This window comes from Pontibacter cellulosilyticus (assembly GCF_014306105.1).
GTDB classification, from domain to species: domain Bacteria; phylum Bacteroidota; class Bacteroidia; order Cytophagales; family Hymenobacteraceae; genus Pontibacter; species Pontibacter cellulosilyticus.
Map to the genome: position 1 here is coordinate 169,939 of NZ_JACRVF010000003.1, position 18,170 is coordinate 188,108.

Here is an 18,170-nt window from a genome sequence, read left to right on the forward strand (position 1 = left end):
CCGCCTGCACAACGTATGCTAATAATCCCTATTTTAGCATCTTAATTACCGCTACCCATAAACTAAAAACTATGAAATTCAGAAAAAAGCATGTGGCTTTAGCCGCTGTACTTACTATTGCTGCTGCTACATCACTTCAAATCCGGCAAGACATTCCCGCTGAAGAACTCAATACAAAGTATACTACCCCTGCCTCTAAGTTTATAAGTATAGCCGGGGCCAACCTGCACTACCGCGACGAAGGCCAGGGTACGCCTATTATACTTCTACACGGCACCGCTGCCTCGCTTAACACCTGGGACGGCTGGACAAAAGAGCTCAGCAAAACACACCGTGTACTGCGCCTCGACCTGCCAGGCTTTGGTTTAACAGGCCGCAACCAAACCGATACCTATTCTATTGCCTATTACTCAGAGCTGGTACAGCAGTTTATGGATGAGATGGGTATTGACAAGGCGCATATTGCCGGCAGCTCACTGGGCGGGCAAATAGCTTACGACTTTGCAGCCTCGCACCCGGAGCGTGTGCAAAAGCTTATACTTGTATCGCCTACAGGAGTAACCAACGCAAACGACAAAAGCATTTCCATGCCGTTCCTGATGGCACAGACGCCCCTGCTAAAGGAATCATTGAAGTATATTACCCCACGTTTCATAGTTGAGAAAAGCCTAAAGGAAGTATACGGTGATGACAGTAGACTAACCGATGAGGCCATCACCCTAAGTCACGACCTGCTGCTACGGGAAGGTAACCGCGAAGCATTTATACTTCGAATGAACACAGTGGATGAGGATAACCTGGCCAAATTAACTCAGGTAAAAGCTCCCACACTTATACTTTGGGGAGAGGCAGATGCGTGGGTTCCTGCTCATAACTCCTCACGTTTCTTAAAAGACATCAAAGGATCTGAGTTAAAGACATATGCCGGTGCCGGCCATATCCCCATGGAGGAACTCTCACAGGAAACGGTGCAGGATGCCCTGGCCTTTCTGGGAAGCGAGATCGCAGCAAACAACTAAGCATCAGCTACTGCCAATCCTATAGTACACAAAATGGCAGTAGCTGATTCCTTTTTTCTTAAAAACCCTTCTCCCGCGTTGCGTACAAGCATACCATGAGTAAAGTATACTTTATCAGTGGGCTTGGGGCAGACTGGCGCATGTTTCAGTTCCTGAAGCTGCCAGACCACATAGCGCAGTACCAGGTAAAGTGGCTGGAGCCATTAAGCTTTGATGAGCCACTGGATAGCTATGTAAAGCGCCTGTTGCCACAGATCGAAGATCCTAACCCTATTCTTGTTGGTTTCTCGTTTGGAGGGTTGGTAGCCATTGAACTAGCCAAAATTATCAAACCAATCCGAATCATTGTCATATCTAGCCTGGCTACCAGGTACGCATTGCCTTGGTATTATAAGTTGGCAGGGAAAGCACTGCTGCACAAGTATGTGCCATTTAAGGTAATGCAGAACACCTACCCTATTGCACCTTTTTTCTTTGGAGCTCAAACCCCTTATGAAAGAAGGTTACTGAAGTCTGTGTTTTTTAGAATAGATGAGAAGTTTTTACGCTGGGCACTGGCCAGGCTGCTCGACTGGAAACAAGAAGCCATGTCTCCCGGGCTCATACAGATCCACGGCACTGCAGATAAAGTTCTTCCTTTTGTAGATGAAGCACACACTATCAAAATTAATGATGGAGAACACCTGATGGTGATACATCGTGCCGAAGAAGTTAGTGCTGTTTTAAGCCGAATTTTACTAGATTGCACTCATGACGGACAAGAATAAATTTATAGTTACCACCACCAGCGGTGAGACTGCAGATCTCACAAATGCAACTACATTAAAGAGTAACAACCTATACCCTTTTGGCAGACATAACTACTCTGTTTATGAGACACCAGAAGGCCTGTTTGTGCGTGGCCTGAACAGCGGCGAACGCGAAACTATGCTCACCCACTTCGAAATGCTGGACGAGGCAACGGCCCGCAACTACAAACACGAATACACCCGCGAAGACGATTAAGCAGCCTATGCAACTCAGTTTTTGGGAAAAAGACACCTACTTTAGCAACATTGATGTACTGATTGTAGGCAGCGGTATTGTTGGCCTAAATGCAGCGCTGCATCTGAAAACTGCACAACCCAAGCTAAAGATATTGGTGGCAGAGCGTGGCTTGCTTCCTACGGGAGCAAGTTCTAAAAATGCCGGTTTTGCATGCTTTGGCAGCCCCTCTGAGTTGCTCGATGATCTTAGCCACCACACCGAAGATCAGGTTTTTGGGTTAGTAGAACGGCGCTGGAAAGGACTGCAGCGCCTGCGCCAGAACCTCGGCGACACTGCCATCGACTACCACCGCTGGGGCGGCTACGAATTGTTTGTGGATGCCCAGGAGGAACTTTATACTTCCTGCCTCGATAAACTGCCCTACTTTAACAAGCAACTTCAAAGTATAACCGGTGAGGCGGATACTTTTCAGCAGGCAGATCATAAAATAAGCGACTTTGGTTTTAAAAACCTGTCGCACCTGCTGCTAAGCACAGCCGAAGGCCAGATAGACACCGGCAAAATGATTCTGGCGCTCACGCAGAAGGTACAGGCTTTGGGAGTGCTTGTGCTAAACGGACTGGAGGTGCAGGAGCTTCACGACGAAGGCTCGGGCATTACGGCCACTACCACTCAAAGTATAAATATAAAGGCAAAGGCTGCTCTGGTAGCTACCAATGGTTTTGCCCAAAAGTTACTTCCTAATGTGGCAGTGGTACCGGCGCGGGCACAGGTACTAATTACCAAACCTATAGAAAATCTAAAATTCAAAGGCACCTTCCACTACGATTGTGGTTATTACTACTTCCGCAACATTGGCAACAGGGTCTTGTTTGGCGGTGGTCGCAATTTAGATTTTAAGACAGAAGAAACCACTGAGCTTGGATTAACTGAGCTGGTGCAGCATAAACTGGAAGAGCTCCTGCACACAGTTATACTTCCTGATACTCCTTTTGAAGTAGAGCACCGCTGGAGTGGCATTATGGGCTTAGGCAATCAGAAAACAACAATTGTAGAACAGGTGTCTGAGCGGGTGAGCTGCGCTGTGCGCATGGGTGGAATGGGAGTAGCTATTGGCTCTTTGGTGGGAGAAGAAGGTGCAGAACTTGTTCTTCAGCAAGTATAAATCACATCAAGAGTATCAATAATTATTTATCGATAATCAATAAATAATCATTGCATATCACCCAACTATTTCTATAATTGTCTAAACTAATGTAGAAATCGATGGAAAGGATCAAACTACTTACAATTGCTCTGACTGTTAGTAACATATTCAGAATATTGCTCATAGCCTTTATTACTCTGTTAACTTTTGTTTTTATTCACTGGCATATCAATCCGGAAGCATACAGTACAGTAAAATTGTCTGGTTTTGAGCATAGTAACACTACAAGTCTTTACACTACAAGCTTTACTATTACTTCTACTACTGCAACTAATGTAGGCAATGCAGAAGATAAGGTTATGTTTCTTCAGGACATAAGCCAGTTGTCTCTTTATCTATTTTATTTACAATCCGTTGCAATACTCATCATCTGGATATTCATCCTTCAGCAAATCAGTAAGCTGATCAGATCGGTGCGGGAGTTACAGACTTTCCGTAATAGTAACAGCACCACACTTCGGAGAATAGGCCGTTATTGTTTCCTGATTTTTATACTTACTGCTTTTAGATGGGCTGAGACAGAAACTGGTTCATTTATCGGAATTTACATCAACTACTTGCCAGTCCTGTTTATGTTAGGCGCCTTTATACTTGCCGAAATTTTTGAGGAAGGGAATAAACTTTACGAAGCAGAGCAACTGACAATATAATGGCAATAGTCGTGAACCTGGATGTGATGCTGGCCCGTAGGAAAATGTCACTATCAGAACTGGCCGAAAAGGTTGGTCTTACCCTTTCAAATCTCTCTATTCTAAAAACAGGTAAAGCCAAAGCAATTAGGTTTTCTACTTTAGAGTCTATCTGTGAAGCCCTTGATTGCCAACCCGGGGATATTTTGGAGTATCAGCCGAATTAAGTCTGAACTAAAAGGGCAAACAAGTTAGCTTGTTTGCCCTTTTAGTTTAAATACTTGATATGTGTGATTAAACTGATATCCATCTACTTGAAGTTTGGTATAACATAGGTCTGGCGCGTTTAAGGGCTTCCTGCTCAGAGGCATAAAAAGCCTGATACTCTTCCTCACTCATTTCTTCACGTAAGGCAATATGAAATCTGGCTAATTCGGGATAAAGTTGGTTGCGCTCCCGGCGTTCTTCGGGACTGTTTCTGTTAAAGTCAAAAAAGCTTTTCATGATAAGTTTCAAGGATTAAACAATTGATTTCTAGCTGATTCAGCAAAGATAACATACTCCATAGCGTAGCTTTTTGTTCAGCTATTTTTCTGCTGTTGCTCCAAAAATGGCCTGTTATCGCTTCTTTCGCTAAAAAAAAACTGGCTGCACCAAAATGATACAGCCAGTTCACTAATAAACAAGTGATCTTGTGTTATATCTGTCCTTTTTCGGCAGCTTTCTTGAGCTTCTCATTAGCAAAGATAGCCACCTCAACTCTTCGGTTCTGCTGCATACCTGCTGCAGTACTATTACTTGCCACTGGCATCGATTCGCCAAAACCTTGTGCAGTTACACGTGTTGCAACTACACTGTTAGCTGTAAGCTGGTGGTATACAGAACTTGCCCTGCGCTCTGATAAGCTTTGGTTATGAACATCTGTACCTCTGGCATCAGTGTGACCCTCTACTACCACATTGGTGTCTTTATACTTATTAAGGGTTTTGCTAAGCTCCGCAATATTATTCTGCGCTGTATAGCTGAGTCTATCTGAATTGGTATCGAAAAGAATGCCTGAGTCGAAGGTGATCTTTATGCCCTCTCCTACGCGCTCTACTTTTGCATTAGCTAATTCTCGCTGCAGTTCCTCTGCCTGCTTATCCATATAGCGGCCAATAACGGCGCCTGCGGCTCCACCCACGGCAGCACCTACAATGGCACCAGCGGCAGTGTTCTTATTTTTCTTACCAATAAATCCACCGGCTACACCACCTACCACGGCTCCAATTACGCCGCCTTTTACGGTTTTGCTTACCGGTTTTCTGGTTGTTGTCTGTGCACTGGCAGCTATTGTCCCTAACAAGAAAACCACCACCAATAAATAAGCTATAAATGTTTTACTACTTTTCATGTCACTTCAAATTAAATTGTGCGGTCAGCCTTCCTTTTTACCTTTCTCTTTCGGGGTTGCTGACAATCGTACAATTTCAACTCTCGTGCCAAATTTTAAAAAAGTCAACAAATCACGCCTAAAGCACTATTTGTCAACACTTTTAAAATTAACCACGATTATTACACATTAAATCCAAGTGCCACACAGCACAAAAAAACCCGGCTATAAAGGCCGGGCTTTTGATGCTTATTTTAAAAGAACTATTTCAAACCAAGCACATCCACACCCTGCTCAAATACAATATCAACAGGTATGTTTGCTTTGGAAAGCCTGTCTAGGTCAGCCTGCAACTGCGGACTCACCTGCCCCTGGTTGTTTAGTAGGTTGCCTACGCCGGCATAGTCGCCTTCGCCTTGCAGGGTAAGTATCTTCTCAGAGAGCTTATTCATGGCTTCGCGCATCTTCTCGTAATTCACTCTATACTTTCCTGTCTGCTCGTCGCGCTCAAAAGCACCGTTTTCTTTAAAGAAGTTAAAGCGCACCATGTTGGCCTTGCCGTGTGCACTAGCCGCTCCAAAACGAACCGAACGGAAAATACCAGCCAGGAAAGTCGTATAGTAATCTTTCAAGTCACCTTCAAGTTCACCCTTCTCCTGCAGTTGCGTGATCATGTATAAGCCCAGGATATCAGCTTTGCCTTCTTCCAGAGCAGAGGCATGTTCTTTTAAAGCCTCACGCACAGTGCCTTTGTTATTGACGGTATTTTTGATACCCAGACCGTGCGCTACCTCGTGGAACATAGTGTTTGCAAAGAAGGCATCAAATGTTACGTGCTTCTGCTGGTCCTCCACAATTAATTCATCCGCAATAGGCTCCATAATCTTATCGAACTTGGCACGCATGGCATTTTTCAATTGCAGACGGCGCGTTCCTTTTTTCAACTGCACTTCCTCGTCGTTTGGCAGGTTAATGGCAATTGTTTTACTACCTGCGTTGCTATCGCCGGCATAGTAAACTACATCGTAAGCATTCAGGTCGGAGTCGGTGCCCGGAGTCTCGGTTTTAAACTTAGCAGGCACAGGTAAACCACGCTGCAACTCCGGCAAAAACGCAGCATACTTTGCCAATCGCTGACTCCACTCCATATCTTTTACTAGTACATAAGCCTCATGCGCCGCTTTGTAACCAAATAGTTTATCCTCATAGGTTTCTATCGGTCCAATCACCACATCAATCTTGTTGTTCTTCATGTCCATCCAGGCCAGGTCGCTTGGCTGGTAGTTATCTGTAAGCACGGCCTCTGCACGCAGGTTCAGGTATTTCTTAAGGCCCGGCTCCTCAGCAAGGGCAGCTGCCTGCTTTAACAAATCTGACACGCGCTTAACCTGGTCTTTAAACTGCACATGGTAAGGCACTGTGATCAGTTTGCCATTGGCATCGCGGCGCAGGAAAGTATACTGGCTGGTTTTATCTTTCAGGTTAGCCTGCTCAAACTCTTCTTTGGTCATGTCGGCAGGGTAAAAATTAGCGGCATCTGGCTTTGGTCCAACACCCGGCACAAAAGGCTCGTTGTTGTTTAATCTATCCCAAGGGCCATAGTTTATCTGCACAAAGCGCTTCAGTTGATCGTCGTTAAGCGCAGTCATCAGAGAGTCTCTTTTACCATATGCCTCATACCAGAAAAGTCCGTTCATGATATCGCCGGCCTCTATCAGCAAGGGGATCATCTTGCGCTCATTCTCGCTCAAGTGGCTCAGGTCAGACGTCAGGCGAACAGTAGTATACATATCCAGCTTCTGTTTCATGCTGTCGCTTGCTTCTACTGCCGTGGTAGCAGTATCGCCTTCAGTTGTTTTGCTTGTACAGCCAAAAGTGGCCGCCGTTATAGCCGAGGCAAACAGTATGTGCTTTCCTTTCATTATGGTTTTATAGGTTAGTTGCAGGTATGAATATAGTGATTTTTATGTTGAGGTGAAATAACGGGTAGTTGTAAGGTGAGGTTATGTTTGAGTGTGTCTAAAAACAAAAGAGGCAATGCATCCGGTGCATTGCCTCTTCGAAACAAAATATTTTATGCTTTAAAACAGGCCGAATAGCTCTACCTGCACCTTCTCTATGATACTGCCCAGATCTTCTGGGTTAGCTACAAAGTCAAGGTTATTTACATCGATCACCAGCAGTTTGCCCTGATTGTAGTTACTCATCCAGGTATTGTAGTGCTCGTTTAGATTGCGCAGGTAGTTTATGCTGATGCTGCTTTCATAATCGCGATTGCGCTTTTCAATCTGCCCTATCAGTTTAGGTAGATCCGCCTTCAGGTAAATCATCAGGTCTGGCGCCTTGACCATGGTAATCATCGACTCAAATAACGCAAAGTAGTTGTCGTAATCGCGGGTGGTCATTAAGCCGGATTGGTGCAGGTTTTTAGCAAAAATGTGTGCATCTTCGTAGATAGTGCGGTCCTGGATTACACTGCGGCCATTTGTCTTGATCTGCTGTACCTGGTTAAAACGGCTATTCAGGAAAAAGACCTGCAGATGGAAAGACCAGCGCTCCATATCTTCATAAAAGTCTTTCAGGTACGGGTTGTTCTCAACCGCCTCTAAGTATAAATCCCACTTAAAGTGTTGCGACAGCTTGGTGGCCAGGGTGGTTTTGCCAGCGCCAATGTTGCCTACAATTGCAATATGCATGATAATCTGAGGTTTTTAGTAAAAGCCGGTTACAAAAGTAGTTTTTTTTGCTTAGATGCAGCCCCCCGTTTTGATTAAAATACCCAAGAGTTATCCACATCCTGAAATGTGCAAAAAAGCTTGCCCACACATTTACTTTTTAACTAACAGGCAGGCTTGCCGTAAGCTTATAGTACAAACCAAAAGAAAACAAGCTATGACAAAAGGACATAATCAAGACCGAAACAAGCAGAGTAAGCCTGAGGCAAGGGATAAAAACAATGTTAAAGAAAACCGTCATTTAACCGATCAGAAACAGAATAAAAGCCCAGACCAAGGCCGCAACGCTAATGAAAAACAGTCTGGCGGCACCAAAGGACAAAATGCCATCTAAAAAAATAGCCCCTGCAGCTTCTAAACTGCAGGGGCTATTTTTTTATACTTTATACTTTAACGCTGCTCTTCACGCATTTCCTGATACCTGTCTTTGGCTTCCCGGCTTTTTTTGAGGGTGGCAAACTCTACCTGCAACGCAGCAATTTTAATTTTATCGCCGTTATTTAGCTTCTCCAGCACCTCAGTTTTACGGGTGTTTAGCTCCCCTACCACAAACTCGGCGTACTCCCAATCGCTTAGACTCCAGCTGCGCCTGTGCTCGCGGGTAACTGTCAAGGCCAGTTCAAAAGCTTCGCGCAGGTTTGCAGGCTTTATACTTGCAATGCGAGTTGTGGCGGTCATGATCTTCTCCCAATGCTCCAGCTTTTCCCTTTCCAGGGCAACAGGCTTGCGAGTTTCATTACGCTCTTCCCACTCCTTGTACTGCGATTTCATTTCTCCATATTCCTCCCTCGACTTATCCGACATTTTTCGGGTGTTCTGGTCCAGGGAATACGTAAGCTGCCTGTACTCCTTTTTTACTGTAGGCCACTCTTTGCGAATGGTACTATCGGCAAGGCCAGCTTTATGCTGCATCCAGCTCCTGAACGCGGCAAGGTCTTTTTCTAACTGAGTGGTTGCTTGTGCCTGGGCACCGAAAGCCATCACGGAAAACGCAATGGCAAAGGCCCATTTTGTAAACGTACTTCTGATCATAGTCAAAGCTGTATTGGTTGCTGTATAACTCTCCATTACAGTAAATATTATGCCAAAGATATATTTTAACTACAGGCTTAAAAAGAATTTCTTGTATGATTATTCTGAAAGTGCGCGAAATCAAATCATAACATAGGCTTAATCAAAATTGCACTATCTTTTAGCTAAAACTTTCGTTAATAGGCATAAGAGACTTTTACAAGTGTCGTTTTTATAACATTCAAGAGAGTACGCAGGCACCCTTAATCTGCAATTTGCACCTAGGCCCATGAGCAGACAACATAAAGGCAGTTTTCACGAAACAGTTGTTTCCATTACCAATAATGATGAGATTATTCTTAGCGTAGATGAATTCCCATTCGAATCTGCGCTAAGCCTGTCGCCGTTGATTGCCTACTGGGAGGATAAATTAATAAGTGACCCTAACTGCAATGCATCCAAGATAAGCGAACTAGCCGGCATGCTCCGCCGGAAGTCTGACCTTATCTCCCCCATTCATGATGTTTCGATCATAGACAAGCACATCGACACCGTTGATTTGTTGATGGAGGATATTTTTGCGGGTGCACTCTGGGAAAATGATTTAAAAGCAGTAGTGGCGCCGTTCCACTTTGAGAGCTTTTATGCCACTCCAAAACTGGAAGAGCTGAAGCTATTGGGCGGCAACAATTACTCCGAAAAACTGAACATTGATAAAAAAACACTGCTTTTCAGGCTTACGCTGTCGGCATACACAATCATACTCGATAAGTTTTACAACGCCAACTTCTACATCGACGAGCCTTTTATTTTTACCATAAAGGATAAATTTACTAACCTTGACCGCCACTATAAACTTACCATCGACCTGAAGTTTATGGAGGTGAAGGCTAAAGGAGAAGTTAAAAAGCTTAAGGCGCAGGAAATAAACTTCCTGATTAACCGCTACAACAACCTGGACCTCTGGATGCAAAAGCTACCGCCAGAGAACTTTGAGTTTTCTGGATTCGCCATATACGACTTTACAGATGTTACCATTGAGGAGACGATATCCTCGCTAAGGTACGAGTTGCTGGATCGTGACTCTGTAGCAACCGAGGAAGGTTTTGATATACTGCAGCAAAAGCTAAGGGTGCTGTTCGGGTTGCCTGGCATTAAACTCGGTTTTGCCTCCTGCCCTGCCATGCGTGAGTTCGACACCACCTATGCCCGCAAAATCTGGAACGGCCTTGTACTTACCCATGGCTCCGACTTAAAACTGGCAGACCTAAAAGGCTCTATTTACGAACCCGTTATTAAAAAAGGACACACTGTAATTGTAGAAGACCTGAAAGTGCTGCCCGAGCCTACTAAAATTGAAGATCTTTTGCTGGAACATGGGGTACGCAACCTTATTGTAGCGCCACTGGAGTACGAAGGCAGAATAATAGGTTTGATGGAACTGGCCTCGCCTATACCCGGTGAATTGAATGCGCTTTCCACTATCCGTTTGAAAGAGGTTCTGTCGCTCTTCGCCCTGGCCATGAATCGTGGCTTGGAAGAGTTGCGCAGCAGCATACAGAACATCATAAAAGAAAAGTATACAGCCATACATCCTATTGTAGAGTGGCGCTTTACGCAAGCCGCCATCAACCTACTAGAGAAAATGGAGCGCAATGCCACCTCCGAAATAGAGCCTATCGTGTTCCGAGACGTTTACCCACTTTATGGCTCATCAGACATACGAGGCTCTGCAATAGAACGCAACAAGGCCATACAAGGCGACCTGCTGGAGCAACTCGTGCTGGCTAAAGAAGTTATACTTGCCGCAAAAGACAACTTGCCGCTTACTATACTCGATGAGTTGATTTTTAAGATTGATAAGCTGTCGCAAAACATTGTGCAGGACCTTGCATCCGATGAGGAGTCTATTATACTTGGTTTTTTGAGAGAAGAGATAGAGCCGCTGTTTGAGCATTTCACAAAGCAAAACCCTGCCGCCGAACGTGCCATCCAAGTATACCGCACCGCAATTAACAACCCTTACAAAGTGGTTTATAATAAAAGGCGGGCATACGAAGAAAGTATGTTCATGATCAACGAAACAATCTCTACGTTCCTGGAGCGAGAGGAGGAAAAGGCACAGCAAATCTTTCCGCATTACTTTGAAAAGTATAAAACCGATGGCCTGGAGTATAACATCTACATCGGATCATCGCTACTGAACAACGGTAACTTTCAACCGATTTACTTAAAAAACATGCGTTTGTGGCAGCTTATGCTCACCTGCGAAGTAGCCCGGCGCATCCATAACCTGCGGGCAAACCTTAAGCTCCCGCTGGAGATAACGCAGCTTATACTTGTGCACAGCGATCCCATCTCGATCCGTTTCAGGCTGGATGAGAAAAAGTTTGACGTAGAAGGCGCTAATAATATCCGCTACGAAATCATCAAAAAACGTCTGGACAAAGCTACTGTGCGCGGAACCGAAGAGCGCCTCACGCAGCCAAACAAAATAGCCATTGTGTACACACAGCAAAAAGAAGTAAATGAATATATACGTTACATTGAGTTTCTGCAGTCTGAGGGATACATTGGCAAGCACATCGAACGTTTGGAGTTGGAGGAAATGCAGGGTGTACAAGGGCTTAAAGCACTTCGCATAGAAGTTAGCTTCAACGAGCATCTCCGCCACGACATTGACGCAGGAGACGAGTTGCTTAGTATAGCCCAAAATGCAAGTTTAAATTAGCTTTATCACAAGCATAAAAATATATTTAATCCTATATTTAAGCTTGATCTAAATTATTTTTAAAATTTTTAGCGATAGCAACCATCAATAATTAGCATTGATTTTCAATTACTTAATACATCTAAAAGTATAAGTATTATACCCTGCCATTGCCCTCCAAAGAAAAATTATCTAACAAAGTGCAATTATTCTTCAGCTTCTTCCGTTTTCACTGAAACCTAACGGCAGCAGGTGCCGTAACGGTCTAATTTTTTTCAACTTTTTCAACTTTTAGCCAAATGAAATTGAAAAACAGATTTTTACCTGCCATGCTTTTATTCGGTGTGGTAGCGCTAAGCTCTTGTGAGAAGAGTGAGCAGGAAAGTGTAACGCCGGAGTTTGAGCAAAACACTATCTCACAAGTATTAGCAGATTCATCAAAAGTTACTTCCTACAATTTTGCAGGACAAACCGTAACCCAGGTCAACCACTACGACAAAGAGAGCGGAGAAATGGAAACTTATGAGAGGTTTGAACGAGATGCGAAAGGCAAACTAACCAAAGTAACAACACACGCTGGCGCCAACCACGCGGTACTGTCGGTACAAATGTATGCTTACTCAGATAAAGGTAATCTTGCAAGAACCACTTCAACTTACTACAACAACGGCAACGTAGAGTATACTTCTTACGCTACTTACAGCTACAAAGAAGATCAGACACTAGAGAAAAAGTCTGTTTTTGAAGGAACAGGCGATAAAGGAAAAGCCAAATCTTATACTACGTATGAGGTTCTTCCGAACGGAAACTACACCCAGGAGCAGCAGTATGTTATAGATGATAAAGGCACCGCCAAGCTTTTCTCAACTACAACCTATTCTTACGATACAAACCCGAACCCATTCTTTGAGTTTGCCGAGCCAGGCACTGCAAGCAGCCCGAATAACATGATTGCAGCCAGCACAACCGTACATGGCACAAAAAAGACATACAAGTATACTTATTCTTATACATATGATGAGGCAGGTTACCCTGTTAGCCAGACGGTTGTAAAGCCAAACGGCAAACGCGAAACCTATACTTACGTGTACAGCAAATAAGCTTACATTCAGCAACATTAGTTTAGGCCAGCTCCGGATTTATTCGGGGTTGGCCTTTTTTGTATGGTACAGATCTGTTCACCGCTGCATACATACTTTTATTTCGTTATATTTGTATATACCTAAAACATACATACCAATGGCGAAAACCAGACTAACTGTAAATAACAACGGCTCTCTGCGCGTAGAGGGAGATTTTGAAATAGTTGACAAAAATGGCAATGTATATGGCCTTGGCGGAAGAGAACTGGTTTCTATCTGTCGTTGCGGTTTGTCTAAAAACAAACCTTTCTGCGACGGCTCACATAAAGGACACTTCGAGCACGAAGCCGAGGCGTTTGATTTGCCTCCTAAAAAATAAATTTTGCATGTATGGCTGAGCGCCTGATAACAATTGCCACGTTTAACGATGTAACTGAGGCCCATATATTAAAAGGGCGCTTAGAAGCAGAAGGCATACTTTGCTTTTTAGGCGATGAAAACATAGTAGGCGTGCACCCTTTTTACGCAACTGCAGTTGGCGGGGTAAAGCTAAAAGTGCCTGAAACAGATGTGATGGAGGCCAAAGCCATACTTAACCGCATACAGGAAGGCAATACCGATTTTGATTATGACACCATTGAACTGGCACCACCCATGCAAGAGCACGTGGAGAGCACAAAATGCCCCAACTGCGGATCTGATAATGTGGAGCAGCAAAAGTTTAATAAAACGGTCTTCTCTATCAGCTACCTGTTTCTAGGGTTTCCGTTGCCGTTTCTGAATCGTAAAAAGTTTGTGTGCCACGAGTGTGGCCATACTTGGAAGTCAAACTAAAAGAGGGGCCTTTCAGCCCCTCTTTTAATCCATATTACCAAATTATTATATTCCTTCGTTAAACGGAATCGGGAAACTAACCCACACATCATCTCCTGGGCGATCTATTGGCAGCTGGCCAAGCCTATTGTAGCGGCGCAGATCAATCCAGCGATGGCCTTCAAAGAACAGTGAATAACGTCGCTGCCGGAGCATTTCTGTAATCAGAGCATCTTTCGTAACCAATCCACTGTAAGGCAGCAGTCCGTGGCCTGTGCGAATAATGTTAAGTGCACTTACAGCATCCAACAATGCACCTGTCTGTATCTTGGCCTCCGCATAAATCAGAATCAACTCCTCGTTCCTGATGATTGGCACAGGATCAGTGTTGGAGCTAAATACTGTTATATCATACCGGCTGGTCAGGCCGCTCTGTGTTGCCGGCTCATCACGTAAAGCCACCTTCGACAGGCGATCGTCACCTGGAGTAGCATCAGCTACAAAGCTAGGATGAGCAAGTCGCAACTCTCCTTTAGCATTACGTCCAATAAAGAGCGGATTCACAATATCCCCGGATGCATCACTAAAAGTATAATATACTCCTTTGTTGAAGTTTGTATTCAGCTCCAGAAATGATCCTTGAAGTGCCTGCAGTGCGCCACTAAAGTTTTCGCGATACACAGCAACACGAGCAGCAAGAGCACGGTTAAACTCTAAGAAATCATCTGGCCCAAAAGGGTCCTTAGGATCAGTGTTAACCAAATCCTCATAGCCACTAGATAAAGAGAATGGAAAAGTTTCTCCGGCACCCTGTAAGTGCGCCTGCGCCTCGTCCAATAATCCGGCAATAGCTGTTAGAGCTGCTGCCCTGTCAACAACTGGCCCTAGATTTTCTGGGTCATCTACATTAACCCGAATTCCATTCTCATTCATCAGTGTCAGGTTCATGAGCAACTGATGTGCTTTTATTGTTTTGGCGAATCCTAAGTAGCCCTGCTTCTGCTGCTCAGTGATTTGATTTGTGTTGTTTGCAGAAGCTATCAGAATGTTAGCGTTTTTCACCGCCCTATACCTTGCGTTCCATGGACGCGTGGTGTAAAACGTGTTGTTATCTAGCACAGCATTGCCAGCACCAAGCAGATCGGAGGTAAAACGCGGATCAGCGCCAGAAAAGCGATAGTACTCACGCCCTACTACACCCACGTCATCATAGTAAGTGCCAATATCGATACGCATAGCTGCCTCTGTACCTGTAACCAAGTTGTTTAGAGATGGGATGCCTGCATTCTCCAGCACCGACTCTATGGTTGGGTTATTTGGATCAGGAATGTCTTCTATTTCGCAGGACGGAAAGACAAGCGAAAGCGCTATGGCACAAATGCCAAACTTATACTTTGTTATATAATTTTTCATGTCTGAGTCTAGTTAGGTTAGAAGCCAATCATAAAGTGGAAAAACATTCTTCTGGATGCCGGGAACGGTGTCACATCCACGCCAGTTGACAGGCCATTGGCTCCAAAATTGGATACTTCCGGATCGTAGCCACGGTAATCAGTTATCACAAAAACGTTATTTGCTGATACACCCACCTTCAAGTTTCGAACAATAGACCCAAAAATATTACGGATTGCTGGCTCTGGCAGATCATAGTATAACCCTATTTCCCGCAAACGTAGGTAAGTAGCATCCTGCACAAAAGGCTCAGCTGAGTTTCCTAGCGCATTGATACGCTCTTGTGCATTAGTAACGCCATCACCATCGTCGTCGTCGTCAAAGTCAGGTGATGTGCCTCCTAAGTCAGTTAACAGTTCCGTCAGGTTGATGTTGTCTCCGCCCTTCTTCCAATGCAATAAGAATGAGAAAGTAAGGTTTTGCTTTACTGTGATAAAATTGTGGAAGTTCATCTGGAAGTCAGGCTGGGCATCTCCGAGTTTCACTACCCCCTGGTCTCCTCTTATACCTTTAATCTGTGTAGCAGATTCGCCCTCTTCTATAAAAAAGGTACCAAGTGTTGTACCGAAAGCACCGAGCGGGAAGGCTGGAACATTAAGCTCTGTAATTTCGGAACGGTTAAGCCAGTAGCTGATTCTAGAATTCCATTTAATAGAAGGTGTTTCAAAAGGAATTGTGTTTAGAGCAAGTTCAACTCCTCTGTTGCGCAGCTCTCCACCGTTTACTACACGAGTTGTAAATCCGGATGAGCCAGGAACGTTCTGGAAAAGAATCAGGTCTGTTACAGTTTTGTTGTAGACAGTTCCTTCAAAGATAATCTTATCACCCCAAAGCGATACGTCTAAACCAGCCTCCAACTCTTTCTGGCGCTCCTGCTTTATCTCGTCGTTGCCTCGCTGTACAGCTGGTATCAAACCAGGTAAGCCGCCGGTGTTAAATGGCACAAATGAAGTATACTTTGCTCCAAACGGCGGAAAACCACCAGACTGACCATAAGCTACACGCAATTTAAATAAATTGATCGCCTCCATTTGCCAGAAATCGAAGTTTGCCAAGTTAACAGCTAATGATGCCTTCGGGAATGCCTGGAACTCATTTACATCAGCATTGTCAGACGATTTGTCGAGGCGTAAGCCTGCCGTTGCAATAATGCGGTCTCTGTAGTTTATCTCCTCCTGAAAGAATAAGCCCTTGTTACGGGTGATCAACCTGTTTTGCGAAACGCTTACAGCGCCAGACTGATCCAGATTAGTTTGATCACCTATTAGGCGGGTTGCCACGTTCAGAATCTGGTTCTGGTTGAAATTCTCTCGTGTTGCGCCCAGTGTTGATGTAAACGTGAGGTTATTATCTGCAAGCGATAGATTGTTTACAATGAACGCGGCATAGTTTGTATTTAAGTTGAAAGCATTACCCTGAATGGATGCTCCTTGTGTAGCCGATGGCCCCTTTATCTGGAACTGCAGCACACTTGGGAAAATAGCAGTTGTTCGGAGGTTGTAGAAGTCTAACCCGCCGCGGATAACGAGTCTTGTGTTGCTCGTTTCACCTCTTTGTAGCTGGGTATTTAATGTAAGACCTCCAAGAAATCTATCTGTAGCTTCTCTGTTTGTTATAAGATCACGCGTTTGTAGAAAGTTTGATCCTGCAAAAGGGTTTTCAGGGTATACCCCATCCGCATTTGGGCGCAGGTCTATAAAACTAGGCGTAGAGGATAATGCTACACCAAAAGAAACACCAGCATTATCATTATTTGTTAGTCCACGATCACTTTCTGAGTTGATATAGTTGGAAGTAAGGCTAAAGTCGAACCGGTCTGATAGAATGTGGTCTAGGTTAAAACGAATAGATTTTTTTTCATAACCAGTTTTCTCGACAATTCCCTCTTCATCCTGAATTAGGCCACCAACAAAAAAGCGGGTTTTCTCTGTACCACCACTTACGTTTAGTCTTGAGTTCAACAGCAAACCGGTGTTACCGTACAGTTCATCCTCATAATCAATAAACCGGTTCTGTTGTTGTGCTTCCAGAAAAAGCGGCACCGCTGCAGCTCCAAAAGATTTTCTTACTCTTTCTTCTGTATAAGTGCGCATGCCAAGTGTATTGGCGATACGTGTAATACCTATATCCTGAGAGAAGTCTACTAGTGTTTTGCCTACTGCGCCTCGTTTTGTGGTAATTATTACCACACCGGCAGAAGCAAGCGACCCGTAAATGGCCGCTGCGGAGGCACCCTTCAGTACTTCTATGCTTTCTATATCTGCAGGGTTGATGTCGGCAATACGGTTAGAGGCATTGTCCTGATTAGAAGAGCTTCCACCACCTGCAGCGTTGGTAACAGCATTTAAACCCGCTGAAATGGATGAGTTATCGATAATGATACCGTCTACTACAAACAGCGGCTGCGCATTGCCAAAAATTGAAGTAATACCCCGAAGCTTCATAGCCATACCTCCACCTGGTGCACCTGAGTTTGCTACAATGTTAGCGCCTACCAGTTTACCACTTATCGCGCCATCAACTGTTTGAGGTGTAGTAATACCCGTAATTTCGCGTGTATTAAGTGATGATACTGCATTTGCCGCGTTGGTTCGCTTTACAGTGGTGGCCAATCCAGTGATAACAACCTCGCTGAGGTTGGTTAGCCGCTCCTTTAACTCAATGTTAAGCACATCAACCGCAGGTGTTACATCTACTGTCTGAGAGACAAAACCTAAGTAAGAGAAGGTAAGCTTACCTGATGCCGTTGGTAGTTGTATACTATAGCGGCCTTCAGCATCTGTGGTAGTACCCTGTGTAGTTCCAACTACGACAACACTTACGCCTGGCAGGGGAATCCCTTTTCCTGCATCTGTAACTGTTCCACGCACAGTGGTCTGGGCATACAGCACCATTGGCACCATCATGAGCAGCAGTAGCAGCAGCCTGATTAGATAAAAGTTCTTCATATTATGTGATTTGAGGTGAGAAATGCAAGCGTTTATAATACACAGCACTTATACGGCCTCAATACATAAAATGTAATTTTTATCATTATTTTTTTAACAAATGGTTAAATTTTCTCAACCTTTACTCCCATAAAACATTAGTTACCTCAATTAATTATGTGATTGTAAGTTAAACTTAAAACCAAAAAGGCTTCCTCATTTACTG

The 18,170-nt window shown here is 44.3% G+C and carries 18 protein-coding genes; 11 read left to right on the top strand and 7 right to left on the bottom strand.

Going from position 1 to position 18,170, the window contains the following annotated elements:
- Positions 1 to 71: 71 nt before the first annotated feature.
- From H8S84_RS11580 to H8S84_RS11605, 6 genes are all read left to right on the top strand, one after another.
- Positions 72 to 1,019 (top strand): alpha/beta fold hydrolase, encoded by a 948-nt coding sequence (locus tag H8S84_RS11580; protein ID WP_187067504.1) that lies wholly within the window; start codon positions 72 to 74, stop codon positions 1,017 to 1,019.
- A gap of 95 nt (positions 1,020 to 1,114) precedes the next feature.
- The gene (locus H8S84_RS11585) at positions 1,115 to 1,786 is read left to right on the top strand and encodes an alpha/beta fold hydrolase (protein WP_187067505.1); all 672 of its coding nucleotides are present in this window, start codon (positions 1,115 to 1,117) and stop codon (positions 1,784 to 1,786) included.
- Positions 1,770 to 2,024 (top strand): hypothetical protein, encoded by a 255-nt coding sequence (locus H8S84_RS11590; RefSeq protein WP_187067506.1) that lies wholly within the window; start codon positions 1,770 to 1,772, stop codon positions 2,022 to 2,024. The genes H8S84_RS11585 and H8S84_RS11590 overlap by 17 nt, the downstream gene beginning before the upstream one ends.
- A 7-nt stretch (positions 2,025 to 2,031) precedes the next feature.
- Complete coding sequence (locus H8S84_RS11595) at positions 2,032 to 3,171, top strand: NAD(P)/FAD-dependent oxidoreductase (RefSeq protein WP_187067507.1); 1,140 nt, start codon at positions 2,032 to 2,034, stop codon at positions 3,169 to 3,171.
- Between the two features lie 341 nt (positions 3,172 to 3,512).
- Positions 3,513 to 3,863, top strand: coding sequence for a DUF2975 domain-containing protein (locus tag H8S84_RS11600; protein WP_187067508.1), 351 nt, complete (start codon positions 3,513 to 3,515; stop codon positions 3,861 to 3,863).
- Positions 3,863 to 4,069: a helix-turn-helix domain-containing protein gene (locus H8S84_RS11605; RefSeq protein WP_187067509.1), complete on the top strand. Its 207-nt coding sequence runs from the start codon at positions 3,863 to 3,865 to the stop codon at positions 4,067 to 4,069. The genes H8S84_RS11600 and H8S84_RS11605 overlap by 1 nt, the downstream gene beginning before the upstream one ends.
- A 67-nt stretch (positions 4,070 to 4,136) precedes the next feature.
- On the opposite strand, the gene H8S84_RS11610 is transcribed toward H8S84_RS11605, so the two are convergent.
- From H8S84_RS11610 to H8S84_RS11625, 4 genes are all read right to left on the bottom strand, one after another.
- A complete protein-coding gene (locus tag H8S84_RS11610) occupies positions 4,137 to 4,346 on the bottom strand; it encodes a hypothetical protein (protein WP_230407154.1) in 210 nt (69 codons plus the stop codon).
- A 193-nt stretch (positions 4,347 to 4,539) separates the two neighbouring features.
- Positions 4,540 to 5,235 (bottom strand): OmpA family protein, encoded by a 696-nt coding sequence (locus tag H8S84_RS11615; RefSeq protein ID WP_187067511.1) that lies wholly within the window; start codon positions 5,233 to 5,235, stop codon positions 4,540 to 4,542.
- A gap of 242 nt (positions 5,236 to 5,477) precedes the next feature.
- Positions 5,478 to 7,136 carry a dipeptidyl-peptidase 3 family protein gene (locus tag H8S84_RS11620; protein ID WP_187067512.1) on the bottom strand — a complete coding sequence of 553 codons (1,659 nt, stop codon included), beginning with the start codon at positions 7,134 to 7,136 and terminating at the stop codon, positions 5,478 to 5,480.
- Positions 7,137 to 7,295: 159 nt separating this feature from the next.
- Entirely contained in the window at positions 7,296 to 7,910 is a 615-nt protein-coding gene (locus tag H8S84_RS11625; RefSeq protein ID WP_187067513.1) for a deoxynucleoside kinase, read from the bottom strand.
- A 196-nt stretch (positions 7,911 to 8,106) separates the two neighbouring features.
- Here H8S84_RS11625 and H8S84_RS11630 point away from each other — a divergent pair, with 196 nt between their 5' ends.
- A complete protein-coding gene (locus tag H8S84_RS11630) occupies positions 8,107 to 8,283 on the top strand; it encodes a hypothetical protein (RefSeq protein WP_187067514.1) in 177 nt (58 codons plus the stop codon).
- Between the two features lie 56 nt (positions 8,284 to 8,339).
- Here the strand turns inward: H8S84_RS11630 and H8S84_RS11635 are convergent, their stop codons facing one another.
- Positions 8,340 to 8,981 (bottom strand): hypothetical protein, encoded by a 642-nt coding sequence (locus tag H8S84_RS11635; RefSeq protein WP_187067515.1) that lies wholly within the window; start codon positions 8,979 to 8,981, stop codon positions 8,340 to 8,342.
- A gap of 268 nt (positions 8,982 to 9,249) precedes the next feature.
- On the opposite strand from H8S84_RS11635, the gene H8S84_RS11640 reads away from it, so the two are divergent.
- The 4 genes from H8S84_RS11640 (at position 9,250) to H8S84_RS11655 (ending at position 13,586) form a co-directional block, all read left to right on the top strand.
- Positions 9,250 to 11,691, top strand: coding sequence for a GAF domain-containing protein (locus tag H8S84_RS11640; RefSeq protein ID WP_187067516.1), 2,442 nt, complete (start codon positions 9,250 to 9,252; stop codon positions 11,689 to 11,691).
- A gap of 278 nt (positions 11,692 to 11,969) precedes the next feature.
- Positions 11,970 to 12,770 (top strand): hypothetical protein, encoded by an 801-nt coding sequence (locus tag H8S84_RS11645; RefSeq protein ID WP_187067517.1) that lies wholly within the window; start codon positions 11,970 to 11,972, stop codon positions 12,768 to 12,770.
- 139 nt (positions 12,771 to 12,909) lie between these two features.
- Positions 12,910 to 13,131: a CDGSH iron-sulfur domain-containing protein gene (locus tag H8S84_RS11650; protein ID WP_187067518.1), complete on the top strand. Its 222-nt coding sequence runs from the start codon at positions 12,910 to 12,912 to the stop codon at positions 13,129 to 13,131.
- A gap of 11 nt (positions 13,132 to 13,142) precedes the next feature.
- Entirely contained in the window at positions 13,143 to 13,586 is a 444-nt protein-coding gene (locus H8S84_RS11655) for a putative signal transducing protein (protein ID WP_187067519.1), read from the top strand.
- Positions 13,587 to 13,631: 45 nt separating this feature from the next.
- Here H8S84_RS11655 and H8S84_RS11660 read toward each other — a convergent pair whose 3' ends face one another.
- Both H8S84_RS11660 and H8S84_RS11665 read right to left on the bottom strand, forming a co-directional pair.
- Positions 13,632 to 14,978, bottom strand: a complete 1,347-nt coding sequence (locus H8S84_RS11660; protein ID WP_187067520.1) for a RagB/SusD family nutrient uptake outer membrane protein — start codon at positions 14,976 to 14,978, stop codon at positions 13,632 to 13,634.
- Between the two features lie 17 nt (positions 14,979 to 14,995).
- The gene (locus H8S84_RS11665) at positions 14,996 to 17,965 is read right to left on the bottom strand and encodes a SusC/RagA family TonB-linked outer membrane protein (RefSeq protein ID WP_187067521.1); all 2,970 of its coding nucleotides are present in this window, start codon (positions 17,963 to 17,965) and stop codon (positions 14,996 to 14,998) included.
- Positions 17,966 to 18,170 lie beyond the last annotated feature (205 nt).

Excerpts from the sequence above, each read along its gene's own strand:
- H8S84_RS11580 (WP_187067504.1), top strand. The coding sequence starts at position 72 with ATGAAATTCAGAAAAAAGCATGTGGCTTTAGCCGCTGTACTTACTATT.
- H8S84_RS11585 (WP_187067505.1), top strand. The coding sequence starts at position 1,115 with ATGAGTAAAGTATACTTTATCAGTGGGCTTGGGGCAGACTGGCGCATG.
- H8S84_RS11590 (WP_187067506.1), top strand. The coding sequence starts at position 1,770 with ATGACGGACAAGAATAAATTTATAGTTACCACCACCAGCGGTGAGACT.
- H8S84_RS11595 (WP_187067507.1), top strand. The coding sequence starts at position 2,032 with ATGCAACTCAGTTTTTGGGAAAAAGACACCTACTTTAGCAACATTGAT.
- H8S84_RS11600 (WP_187067508.1), top strand. The coding sequence starts at position 3,513 with ATGTTTCTTCAGGACATAAGCCAGTTGTCTCTTTATCTATTTTATTTA.
- H8S84_RS11605 (WP_187067509.1), top strand. The coding sequence starts at position 3,863 with ATGGCAATAGTCGTGAACCTGGATGTGATGCTGGCCCGTAGGAAAATG.
- H8S84_RS11610 (WP_230407154.1), bottom strand. The coding sequence starts at position 4,346 with ATGAAAAGCTTTTTTGACTTTAACAGAAACAGTCCCGAAGAACGCCGG.
- H8S84_RS11615 (WP_187067511.1), bottom strand. The coding sequence starts at position 5,235 with ATGAAAAGTAGTAAAACATTTATAGCTTATTTATTGGTGGTGGTTTTC.
- H8S84_RS11620 (WP_187067512.1), bottom strand. The coding sequence starts at position 7,136 with ATGAAAGGAAAGCACATACTGTTTGCCTCGGCTATAACGGCGGCCACT.
- H8S84_RS11625 (WP_187067513.1), bottom strand. The coding sequence starts at position 7,910 with ATGCATATTGCAATTGTAGGCAACATTGGCGCTGGCAAAACCACCCTG.
- H8S84_RS11630 (WP_187067514.1), top strand. The coding sequence starts at position 8,107 with ATGACAAAAGGACATAATCAAGACCGAAACAAGCAGAGTAAGCCTGAG.
- H8S84_RS11635 (WP_187067515.1), bottom strand. The coding sequence starts at position 8,981 with ATGATCAGAAGTACGTTTACAAAATGGGCCTTTGCCATTGCGTTTTCC.
- H8S84_RS11640 (WP_187067516.1), top strand. The coding sequence starts at position 9,250 with ATGAGCAGACAACATAAAGGCAGTTTTCACGAAACAGTTGTTTCCATT.
- H8S84_RS11645 (WP_187067517.1), top strand. The coding sequence starts at position 11,970 with ATGAAATTGAAAAACAGATTTTTACCTGCCATGCTTTTATTCGGTGTG.
- H8S84_RS11650 (WP_187067518.1), top strand. The coding sequence starts at position 12,910 with ATGGCGAAAACCAGACTAACTGTAAATAACAACGGCTCTCTGCGCGTA.
- H8S84_RS11655 (WP_187067519.1), top strand. The coding sequence starts at position 13,143 with ATGGCTGAGCGCCTGATAACAATTGCCACGTTTAACGATGTAACTGAG.
- H8S84_RS11660 (WP_187067520.1), bottom strand. The coding sequence starts at position 14,978 with ATGAAAAATTATATAACAAAGTATAAGTTTGGCATTTGTGCCATAGCG.
- H8S84_RS11665 (WP_187067521.1), bottom strand. The coding sequence starts at position 17,965 with ATGAAGAACTTTTATCTAATCAGGCTGCTGCTACTGCTGCTCATGATG.